Here is a 10578-nt window from a genome sequence, read left to right on the forward strand (position 1 = left end):
ACCTCGAAACTGTTGTATGTTGAAAAGATAGGGTTATGACATGTTCTAATTGAGGAGTATTCGACCATTCTCTGGTTGAAGGGGTATCTAGGTTGATAGCTGCCGCAAGGAAAGGTGTGTGAGGAGGGGGAGATGGTATAACAATCCTCGTTGAATGGGAGACAAAATGCTGGTGATGTCGGTATCTTACGTTATAATAGACGAGACCTCCCAATAGGGCTATACTTAACAGGAGCGCTAGACGGTATTTCATAGACATTCCGTGAGTGTATGTGAACGTTGGATTTCTATGGTTGCAACGATATCCTATTAGATTGTTGGGAGTTCACGGTAATTCCGCCCAAACTCTGCCCCGACGATATATCTCCAGCTGTAAAGCAGGCTTGATATAATATACTGCGGATGCTGCATCTATCGGTTTGTTTTGAAATACTGTATCATAACCGTCCCATGTTAAATACGAATAGGGAGTTGTGGAAGCCGGAATGTAAAGTGTAACACTGCCCTGACCAGCAGTTCCATACGTATCCGAGGCGGTAACTTGAACAGTTGCTATGGGTTCATTGTTTGAGTCATAGTAGACAATGACTTGGTAGATGTTGCCTTGAATCTCAACTCCATCATTTGGATTCGGTGCAGAGCAAGTTGCGGCAGCAGAGATAGCGTCAGGAGAACCAAACGTCACGGAGATCGTGGCATTTGTAAACTGTGCTCTTGCCGCTTTTGCAGACTCCAAAAAGAATAGTAGGATCATAGCACTGACGATGCCATAGAAGCGTGGTATATTCAATGTAATTATCCACCGTGGGCGATGACTCACTCTTAAATTATTGTTCATCTTTTCTCCCTCCATGTCCCTATCTGATTTAGAGGTGCGGGGTGCAGCGCCCGAACTAAGCTCTCACGTTATTATACGCTAAGAGGTTGTTTATTTTCAAAGATTTAGCCATGTCTATATATAGGTTAGTGCCATGCTGTTGTCCTCAAACCGAGAACCTTTACACAGTAAAGTTGGTATAGGGTTAAAGCACGAGCATATAGTATAGTATCATGTTTGTGTCCCAGCGCTTTCGATTGCCAAACACAGAGGTTTTCCCTTCGTTTTGGGGATTTCGATGGTAAGATGATCAGAGCCACAAGAGAGTAGGAAAGGGGGTGAGGTTGTGAGCGAGCCAATCGATCAGCGGACGCGACTGACACATTTGGTGCGTTGTGCCGGTTGAGCCAGCAAGATTGGAGCAGCCCAGATCGCGCAGGTGCTGCGCGAACTGCCTCCATCCGTCTCCCAGGCGCTGCTGGTGGGCTTCGATACGGCCGATGATGCTGGCGTCTATCGGCTAAACGAAACGACGGCGCTGGTACAGACGGTAGATTTTTTTACGCCGATCGTAGACGACCCGCGTTGGTTTGGGGCTATCGCCGCAGCCAACTCCCTTTCGGATGTCTATGCGATGGGCGGTGAGCCGATCACGGCCCTCAACATTCTATGTTATCCCATTCGGGAGCGGCCTGCCGAGGAGTTACGTGCCATTTTAGAGGCCGGTGCAGAGAAGACCCGTGAGGCGGGAGTGGCATTATTAGGCGGGCATAGCGTGGAAGATACCGAGCCGAAGTTCGGTATGGCCGTTACAGGTCTGGTACATCCCGAACATATCGCCACAAATGCCGGGGCGCGCCCTGGAGATGTAATTGTGCTGACCAAGCCGTTGGGCACAGGGATCATCACCACGGCGGCCAAGTTTGACGAGTGCCCCGCGGAGGTTCTCGAAGTGGCCTGTCGGAGCATGGCCATGCTGAATAGGGGAGCAGCGGCGGCCATGCGCATGGTGGGAATAGGTGCGGAGCTGCCGGTTCACGCGGCGACCGACATCACGGGCTATGGGTTGCTGGGGCACCTGTTCCAGATGGCTAAGGCGAGCCGCGTGGGCATGGAGTTGGAGAGTTCAGTGCTTCCTCTCCTGCCGGAGGTCGAGCGTTTGGCGGCTGCCGGCAATGTAACCCGAGGCGAACACGAGAATCGGGCGTATTTGGGGGCGCACCTGGAGGTGGCCGAGGGAGTCGCAGCCACCCGTCTCAGCGTGATGCTCGACCCACAAACCTCCGGAGGCCTGGCCATTGTGGTGGCACCGGAGGGTGTAGATGCGCTGCTGGAGGCTTTGAGAGCAAACGGGGTTGCAAACCCTGTGGTGATCGGCCGTTGTGTGCAGGATGTTGCGTCGCGGATACGGGTATTGGGATAGGGCGCTCCCGTTTTAAAGGAGAACAGGGAGATGGGAGCGCCCGGTGGGCCTTTGAGTCAAAGTCTGTTTTCTACATTTCGCTAGGCGTGTTTGTTTCCAAGAATGTGATTGGCGATATGTTTGTACATTCGATATCGCACGGCGAGAGTAGCTCCGGCAAGCAGGCTGCCGGCGGTGTGTTGTTCGGGGTTAAGAAGACATCAAAGAGGTCGCCCGTCACTCCGGATCGTTGCAGAGGTTTTGTGTCTACTCCATTTCGCTGAGTACCTGTTGAATGGTCGGACGGATGACTCGGCAGAGACGAGTACGAACTCCAGAAGCGCTGAGGTGCATCGTGGCAGGAAGAGCAGAGGCTATTTCGTTGGAGTTCATCTCATAGTGGAAGTGGTATGTGTAGATAAGGCGGTCGCAGAGGCTGAGACGAAAGAGAACGATGGCCTCCACCTGATGACAGAAGAGAATGTTGTCAAATTCACTCTCGCTGATAGGGCTGTCGCCGGAATGTGTCTCCTCCGCAAGCTTGTCGGTGGCATGGGCACTTCGTGCACGCAGATAACTGAGGCAGTAGTTGCGAGCGATGTGCCAAATCCATGTCATGAGAGCGCAATCTGCACGGTATTGGGGAAGATGCTTGGCGGCGAGTAAAAGAACCTCCTGTGCAGCATCTTCAGCATCTTCCGGGTCGTGGAGAAACCGGCAGCAGATGCGAAAGATGTTGTCACGGTAGGTGCGACAAAGATAGTCTATCCGCTCCGCTTCGGACAGACAGCACAACGTCTTGGTTTGTGCAGCAGGATGTAGATAGAACGGCACTGTTTCTCTCCTCGTACACGGTATTTTCGAGCTTGCATCATGGCCCATCGAGAAGTAAACAACTGCATTGATCTTGCCGAACCAAATTTCTTAGTGATTGAAAGTCGAGCTTATAGATGTAGAAAATTCAACACATATCATTGAATATCAATATATTTCGAATTTCACTCTTCATATCATAGCATAAAGATGTGAAATTATCGTGAAATGTTCTGAAACAAAAATCGCATACACTTCCAAACTCTATTGTTGAAGCGAGGCTATCTAGGGTTACCGACGAGCAAAATTTAGATGGGAAAAGAAGTAGGGAAATATAGAAGTCGCACTCTGAGGACGTGGGAAGCGATGGCGCGCTTGGGGAAAAGATGCGGTAGACTCTGTTTGCACGAAACAGCGCTGAGCCAGATATTAGCAAACAAGGGAGAGAACATGCTTAGAGTGGCCCTGGTTGGCTGTGGGGTCATTGCCCCACAGCATATTACTGCTTTTGCCAAACAGCAAGAGCGCGCACGTCTTGTGGCCTTTTGCGACCTCGACAGAGAGAAGGCGGAGCATGCTCGCCAGCTTTATGAACAGCGGCTAGGCCGGGCAAGCCAAAGCCGAATCTTAACCTCTTATGATGAGGTTTTAGAGGATAAAACGATAGATGCGGTGGACCTTTGCCTGCCCCATCATCTTCATGCGGAATATGCTATTGCGGCCGCGAGGGCGGGGAAGCATATTTTATGTGAAAAGCCTCTGGCCAACACTTTAGAGGACTGCGATCGCATGATCGCCGCCGCCAAAGAGGCGAACGTGGTGCTGTTTCACGGAGAAAACATGCGGCTTGATCCGGTGGTGAATCGGGCGGCGGAGATCGTACGTGAGGGACGAATAGGCACCATCACCGGTTTACAGCAGACCTACGCCCACTGGCAGCCAGAGGCTATGAACCGCGGCTGGCGTGCGCGACCGGAAGAGGCGGGTGGAGGGCAGCTTATGGATGCGGCGATACATCATGTAGACATCCTCCGTCATATCGGTGGAGAGATCGTGCAGGTGCAAGCGATGACCACACAGCATCGTCCGGAGTTAGGGCCTCAAAGCGAGGACACCGGTGTGCTGAACTTTCGTTTCCAACCGGGGCACCTTGGGCAGTTGTTTGCCGGGCACGCCACGCGCAATCGCGGAGGCTCCCCTCTACTGACCGTTTTCGGCACCGAGGGCAGCCTCACGTTGGAAGCGTTTTGGCCAAGACGAGGGTTGGTGTGGTTTCCTGCCAACAACGAACCTCAGGTGCTTATTGAGAACCATCATTGGCAAGAGAGCTTTGATGCCGAGGTGGCTCACTTTCTGGATGTGCTTTTAGAGGGCGCTCCCTTGCGAGCGACGCCGGAGGAAGGGCGCCGGAACGTGCAGATTATTTTAGCCGCCTACGAGTCGGCGCGGACGGGGCGATCGATCGAGGTATGAAGGTCTTGAAGCACTAGCGCTGTACCGGTGGCAGCACGGTTAGAGTTAAGTCGGCTCGGTTACGGCTGCACACTAAAAGCGGATTGTAAAGGAAGGGTTTGTGAGGATCCCAAAGCCCGGCGCGTAGGATGTTGCGTTCCACATCGGGGCGACGGCCCGGGTGCTGTTCGTCGGCTCCATAGGCAAGAATGCTGATCGTTTGGTCGTTTACAGGAAACCGTCTATCCACCGTGAACTCACCCTCGTACCAGCCGTCTCCTTTAGGATAGAGCTGCCAGATGAGACCGTTGTGGTCATCGCGTGCCACAACCACAATGGCGACTTTCGGTACTGATGGGGTGGGGAGCAACGCCTCAATCCGCACCGTTTGACCGTAGGAGGCCAGGCTTGGCGAGAGACGAGCCTCTGTGAAGGCGAGATAGTTCGAGTCGGCGCGAGAAGCCTCTTTGGTGTTCAAAGAGGCCAGTTGCACCGGATCGACCCACGCAACGGTCGCCTTTTGCGTTCGTCCGGCCACATGAAAGATATCCTCTTCCATCCAGTAGATACTTGCGGGGGCGGCAAAGTCTTTGTGCCCGGGTGCGATGACTTTCAGCATCAGGACACCGGGTTGCTTTCGCTTCGCTTGCTGTTGGGCGGGCGACTGTTTGTCTGGCGAGAGAGCGAAGAGGGTTTGGTCTACCACGCCTGCGCCAATAGCAATGCCGCCTTTAGTGAGGGGGTTGGGAGTGGTTGCGGCCACACCGGCTGCGGCGGCGTGCACACCGGCACGCAATGGGTTTGCGATAAAATCGAAAAGCCCTCCGACAAGATGACCGGCGGTATCGAACACTTGCGCCAAAAACGTTTGGCTGTGATGTTGGGGAAGATGGAGAGCGCTTACCGGTAGGGCGAGAATATAGTTGCCGTTATCGTCGGTATGCGCGTAGTCCACCACCTGATTCCTGTCATTAAACACGGCCACAAGCGCGTTGGAGAGAGGCTGCCCATCGGCATCGGTAACTTGGCCGGAGACATAGACCATGTCGGCGGCTGTTGCTGCCAGGCTTCCGGCGAGTAAAAGGAGCATTGTGGCTAGGATGGCGAAAAAGGGTTTCACTTCCACACCTCGTTATTTGGCTCTTTGAGAAGTTTTTCGAACTCGTCAATACCTATAAACGAGTAGATATGGTCGGGTGTGATGAGGAAGAAGGTTGGTGTGGAATTGACTCGGGCCTGTAGACCATCCATGTAGTCTTGGCGCACCCGTTGGATGATGGCAGGGCTGTTCATATCGGCAGTAAACTTTTGGATATCCATTCCGAGGCTTCTGGCGAAATCGGCGAACTGGCTTGGGGAGAAGCCCGGCGCTTGCATAACGGCCTGGTTTTTGAAGAGTAGATCGTGGTACTGCCAGAACTTTCCTTGAAGGGCTGCGGCCTCCGCCGCTTGCGCCGCCATGCCGGAATAGGTGAAGTGGAGAACGGTGTCTAGGCCAAGCGGAAAGTTGCGAAAGACGAGACAGATATCGGGGTGGGATTTCAACAGGCCAGGTAGCGCCTGAGCCGCCTCGGCGCAGTGGGGGCAGTTATAGTCGGCAAACTCCACCAAGGTATATTTGGCTTTTGGGTTGCCGTAGATGTGCGCCCCCGGTCGAACGAGAATGGAGCGCATATTGATAGAGTGCTGAACGGGGCCGGTATAGATGCTTCCCAACATAGCAACGATGCCGGGGACGTAGATGAAGCCCAACAGCACCAAGATGAAGCTCAGCACCAGCGCCAACATTTTCTGTTCGCTGTTTAGTGGACGGCCTTGTTGTACATAGTCGTACCAAGCAATGCCGGCCAGAATAGTTACGGTGAGGGCAGAGGTAAAGCAGTAGGGGCAGAAGGAGTGTTGGACGAAGATAGCGATATATTGCAGCCACCAGGAGATGCAAAAGCCCAAGGTAGTAAGTATCCAGATGAGGCGGTCATAGAACAGTAGACGCGAGAGAACGGCGGGGCTAAGAGCGGTTTTCCTATCGGGAACGGTGGGGATGGAGGCTGCGCGGACTTGCGCCAGAGCCGAGGCGGTTTCCGTGACAGCGCCTGCTGGGGCCATGGCCGGCTCGGGAAGAGAGGCCGGTATCGCTTCCGCGGTGGGCAGCAGTTTTCTGCGGAGCAGTGCGAGCGCAAAAACAAGCAGATACATGCCCAATCCAAACGCTGCAGTCGGTATCGGCCCCAAATGGGAATAGGGGCCGTGGAGAATCTCCGTGCATCCTGCCCCCTTCATGCTGCACGGCAGCGGTGCCGAGGGCATGAAATGGGTAAGCGTTAAATAGCCGGCTAGCAGAATGCCGAAGGCAGAGAGAACTAAGGTAATGTTATTCGTGAGAATACGCTTCATAACGACCTCATTCTAGGGTTAAAGGCCTACAAAGCCTCTTTGTTCTTTTACGCATTAGCGCGTGATTTCTTCCGCACGAAGATGTTGGCGAAGATACTCTATTTGGGATGCATGTTGAACATCGTGCAACATGATCTCCGAGATAAGTTTTGACAACGGAATAGGGTTATCATCGAAGAAAAAGCAGTTGCGATCGAGGTCGGTTTCCTGCAGTTTCTCCAGTTGGTCACACCATGCGGCGCCTACCTCCCGATACCAGGTACAGATTTCGGGCCAGGAGATGGACGGCGGTGGTAGGATTTCCGGATGCTCCATCGGAGAGACGGCCTCCTCTCCACGCAGCAGGGGAAGCGAAGCCTGTTTCCAGGCGGCCACATGATAGACGATGCCCGCAATGGAGCCATCTTGGCCGATGCCCCAGGTCTGTCCTGGCCAACGGGGATGCTTGTGGTAAAGAGCTTCTTGTTGGGTGACGGCCTCGATCTCCCTCAAGAAGTTTCGGTATGCCTTACTAGATTGCGACTTCAAGAAAGCTAGTAGACTTTGCGCCATCTTATTCTCCAATGCAAATTACGAACGGATACAGAATAAACATCACCGAGCATGGGCTTTCATGGCGGCCACATAGTTGGCGGTAACGCGATCGATGGCCGTAATCGCCGTACCTACAACAACGGCCCAGGCGCCGGCACAGAGCGCCTCACAGGCCTCCTGCGGCGATCGGATACGCCCTTCGCAGATAATGGGGCATGAAACCTCTTTGGCGAGTTGAGCGACAAGCTCCAGATCGGGGCCGCCCTGTTCTCGCTTGTATGCAGTGGAAGCGGTATAACCGCTCAGGGTAGTGGCGACGAGATCGGCGCCGGCCTCTGCTGCCGCCAGCCCCTCTTCAAAGGTGGAAATGTCGGCCATTGCCAGAGCGCCCAACTCGTTCTGAATGAAGCGAAGAATCTCCTGCCAAGTGTGGCCATTGGGGCGTGGGCGGGAGGTGGCATCGAAGGCGATAATGGCGGGTGAGGGGGTACAGCACGAGAAGACCTCCTGTGCCGCTTGCGGCGTGGGGGTAATATAGACCTCAAAATCGGGGTACATTTGCTTGTAAATGGCAATAATCGGCACGGAGACTTGTTTGGAAATGGCTGCGATATTGGCCGGCGCATTTGCCCGTATGCCCACTGCTCCACCTTGCTCCGCTGCCGCCGCGAGGGCGGCAAGCACCTGGGGGTGGCCGAGTGGAGTAGATGGATCGGCTTGGCAAGAGACGATGAGGCCGCCTTTCAAGCCTTGAAGGAGTTGTTGTTTGACTGTCATCTTTTTTCGTGCTCGATGCGCTACACTCTTATATTAGGCAAGGCTGTAACCGTGCAGTGGGCATTACGTCTTATCTGTAAGGAGGGATAAATGCATTCTTATTCTACCCGAATAGGGCGGCTATTGTTAGGGTTGTGTTGGCTATGTGGCTTCGTCCTATTGGGAGCTAGCCCATGGGCGAGGGCGGATGCAGGTGGGCCGAATGCGCAGAGCAGCCCTGTGGAAGCAGATGTGTTGATGCGCCAGATGCAGGAGATCGCCTGTTTGCAACTGATCACCCCGCTTCATTTAAGCGACGCCCAGCTTACCAAAATCGAGGCCATTCTTGAGGCAACCATCAAGGACTACGATAAGCAGATGAGGGCCGTGGCGGCCAAGTATTTTGCCGACCTAGTTCCTAAGATCGAGGCAGCCCATCGGGCAGCGCTTCTCGGCAAGCAGCCACCAGACGATCTGCAGCAGAAGTTTGATGACGCATTAAACGCCGTATTGAAGGAGCGCGATGTGATCAACAACAAGAATATTGCCGCGGTCTCCAATAGCGTCCGTCCTCTGTTGAGCGACGACCAAATAAGAACGGCTGTAAAGTTAGCTCACACTATCCCTGGGTTCAACAAGCAGCAGGGTACAGACGCCCAGTGGTTCAACTTGTGGGTTGCCACCGCACTGCTTGACTATGACCGCATTGTGCCTCTCTTGAAGGAGCTGCAAAAAGCACAGGCGGCAGCCAGTGCGACGAACGCGAGCAAATAGGGAACTTAATCCGACCACCGATGGTCGAAACCTCTCGACCATCGGTGGTCTTTTATCATGGTGGAAGCGTTATAACAGCGCTTCTAGCTTGCGGGCAAGGGTGTCTTTCGTGGTGGTGCCGATCCACTGATCCACAACCTTCCCATTTTTGAAAAAGAGAAGCGTTGGGATTTGGAGAATATTGTACTTCTCGGCGATCTCTCTTTCCTCGTCTACATTCACCTTAAAGACTTTGGCTTTGCCCGCATATTCCTGGGCAAGCGCTTCCACGTGGGGGGCAATGAGCCGGCATGGATGGCACCATTCTGCCCAGAAATCTATTACGACCGGTACATTTGATTTGATGACTTCCGCCTCGAACTCGGAGGCGGTAAGGGGGCGAGCATGACTCATAGAGTTGACTCCTAACCGTTAAGAGGTCATGAACCTCCGTTTAAAGTAGATTGGGATACAAAATCGTTGCGAGAGAGGCAGGCCTAGAACCCTCGCAACGATCTGCTTCGGATAGCACTTACGAACCGCCCTAGAGAGAAGTTCCTATAGGGTTCGCAATCTAGCCTGATCGTAAAATAGAGGCGAGAGCCTCCTTGCCTTTAGTCAGTGAGGTTAAGCGCGTCTTCCTTTCTTTCGAGGAATTTAGACACTTCTTTGGGTTTTTCGGTATTGTGTTCTTGATAGCGTCGTTTGGGCCTACATCGTGAACCAGAAGGGCACACCTTTGAATCTCACCCTGCGATTGAAACTGCACACAAACGAAGTGACAAAAGCGGTCTTGTTGGACACTTTGTGCATGGTCACCGACTGCTTCAATGGCGTGTGCCGCTACGGGTGGGCAACCGGCAACGCAACGGGACGCGCCTGCATCACTTCACCTACAAGAGCCTGCGTACCGCTTACCCTACACTCCCGTCGCAACTGTTCCTCTCCCCGCATAAAAGCCACCGAATCACTTAAATCTCCCGAGGGGGAGGGCGTTGGCCTTGAAGTGCGAAGAAAGCAAGAGAAGTCTGTTTCTTGCCCTCAATCTGCCCTCTACTCTGTCCGCTATAATGCCCGTTCCTATTGGGTCAAACTCTCCGAAGGCGTCGCCTCTCTCTTCGAGCGAGGGGCGCGTCGGGGTGTCTTTCCATTGTGGCTTCGTATGTAACGGCGACGTGAACGCCGTGTGTAAATAGAAGCACGGGCTGCAGGGCACCTGCCCTTGTCTGGCGGCCTATTGTGTCAACCAGAAGGTATCGGGTTAGGCACAAGCCCCTGCCTTTAGTCGGGGGGTATCCGAGTGGTTTTGGCTAGGGGAGAGGCTATCTCCGGCAGCAATGGCGTAGGTACTCAGCTCGTTGGGTTGATGGCGATGACGTTCGCGGCCTGCGGCCCTTTCGCGCCCTCAACGATCTCGAAAGTGACCTCCTGCCCTTCCGTGAGCGTTTTGTAGCCCTCTTGCTGAATGGCGGAGTAGTGGACGAATATGTCCTTACCCTCCGGGGTTTCGATGAACCCATATCCCTTAGCGTTGCTGAACCACTTAACACGACCTCTAATTTGCATACACGTCCTCCTAAAGAAGGAAACGAATTCCGGTATATGCCCGGTGGTCATCAAAAAAGTATAAAGCCTGTATGCCAATTTGTCAAGAAGA

General features: G+C 53.7%; 11 protein-coding genes. 3 read left to right on the forward strand and 8 right to left on the reverse strand.

The window, feature by feature from the left end; all coding sequences use genetic code 11:
* Positions 1-325 precede the first annotated feature (325 nt).
* The gene (locus VKV29_RS04205) at positions 326-838 is read right to left on the reverse strand and encodes a hypothetical protein (protein WP_324200051.1); all 513 of its coding nucleotides are present in this window, start codon (positions 836-838) and stop codon (positions 326-328) included.
* 337 nt (positions 839-1175) lie between these two features.
* On the opposite strand from VKV29_RS04205, the gene selD reads away from it, so the two are divergent.
* Positions 1176-2240 (forward strand): selenide, water dikinase SelD, encoded by a 1065-nt coding sequence (selD, locus tag VKV29_RS04210; protein WP_343217337.1) that lies wholly within the window; start codon positions 1176-1178, stop codon positions 2238-2240.
* Positions 2241-2486: 246 nt separating this feature from the next.
* Here selD and VKV29_RS04215 read toward each other — a convergent pair whose 3' ends face one another.
* On the reverse strand, positions 2487-3053 hold the full coding sequence (locus VKV29_RS04215) for a sigma-70 family RNA polymerase sigma factor (RefSeq protein ID WP_324200053.1): 567 nt from the start codon (positions 3051-3053) through the stop codon (positions 2487-2489).
* Positions 3054-3482: 429 nt separating this feature from the next.
* Here VKV29_RS04215 and VKV29_RS04220 point away from each other — a divergent pair, with 429 nt between their 5' ends.
* Positions 3483-4505, forward strand: a complete 1023-nt coding sequence (locus VKV29_RS04220) for a Gfo/Idh/MocA family oxidoreductase (RefSeq protein ID WP_324200054.1) — start codon at positions 3483-3485, stop codon at positions 4503-4505.
* 13 nt (positions 4506-4518) lie between these two features.
* Here VKV29_RS04220 and VKV29_RS04225 read toward each other — a convergent pair whose 3' ends face one another.
* The 4 genes from VKV29_RS04225 to VKV29_RS04240 are packed head-to-tail and all read right to left on the reverse strand — an operon-like array spanning position 4519 to position 8189.
* Entirely contained in the window at positions 4519-5604 is a 1086-nt protein-coding gene (locus VKV29_RS04225) for a carboxypeptidase-like regulatory domain-containing protein (RefSeq protein WP_324200055.1), read from the reverse strand.
* Positions 5601-6878 carry a vitamin K epoxide reductase family protein gene (locus VKV29_RS04230; RefSeq protein ID WP_324200056.1) on the reverse strand — a complete coding sequence of 426 codons (1278 nt, stop codon included), beginning with the start codon at positions 6876-6878 and terminating at the stop codon, positions 5601-5603. Before VKV29_RS04230 ends, VKV29_RS04225 begins: the two co-directional genes overlap by 4 nt.
* A gap of 54 nt (positions 6879-6932) precedes the next feature.
* Positions 6933-7430, reverse strand: a complete 498-nt coding sequence (locus VKV29_RS04235; protein ID WP_324200057.1) for a DinB family protein — start codon at positions 7428-7430, stop codon at positions 6933-6935.
* A gap of 42 nt (positions 7431-7472) precedes the next feature.
* A complete protein-coding gene (locus VKV29_RS04240; protein WP_324200058.1) occupies positions 7473-8189 on the reverse strand; it encodes a putative N-acetylmannosamine-6-phosphate 2-epimerase in 717 nt (238 codons plus the stop codon).
* 90 nt (positions 8190-8279) lie between these two features.
* Here VKV29_RS04240 and VKV29_RS04245 point away from each other — a divergent pair, with 90 nt between their 5' ends.
* Entirely contained in the window at positions 8280-8942 is a 663-nt protein-coding gene (locus tag VKV29_RS04245; protein ID WP_324200059.1) for a hypothetical protein, read from the forward strand.
* A 69-nt stretch (positions 8943-9011) separates the two neighbouring features.
* On the opposite strand, the gene trxA is transcribed toward VKV29_RS04245, so the two are convergent.
* Entirely contained in the window at positions 9012-9335 is a 324-nt protein-coding gene (gene trxA, locus VKV29_RS04250; RefSeq protein ID WP_324200060.1) for a thioredoxin, read from the reverse strand.
* Positions 9336-10271: 936 nt separating this feature from the next.
* Positions 10272-10487 carry a cold-shock protein gene (locus VKV29_RS04255; protein ID WP_324200061.1) on the reverse strand — a complete coding sequence of 72 codons (216 nt, stop codon included), beginning with the start codon at positions 10485-10487 and terminating at the stop codon, positions 10272-10274.
* Positions 10488-10578 lie beyond the last annotated feature (91 nt).

This window comes from Chthonomonas sp., assembly GCF_035294165.1.
In the GTDB taxonomy this organism is placed as follows: Bacteria; Armatimonadota; Chthonomonadetes; order Chthonomonadales; family Chthonomonadaceae; genus Chthonomonas.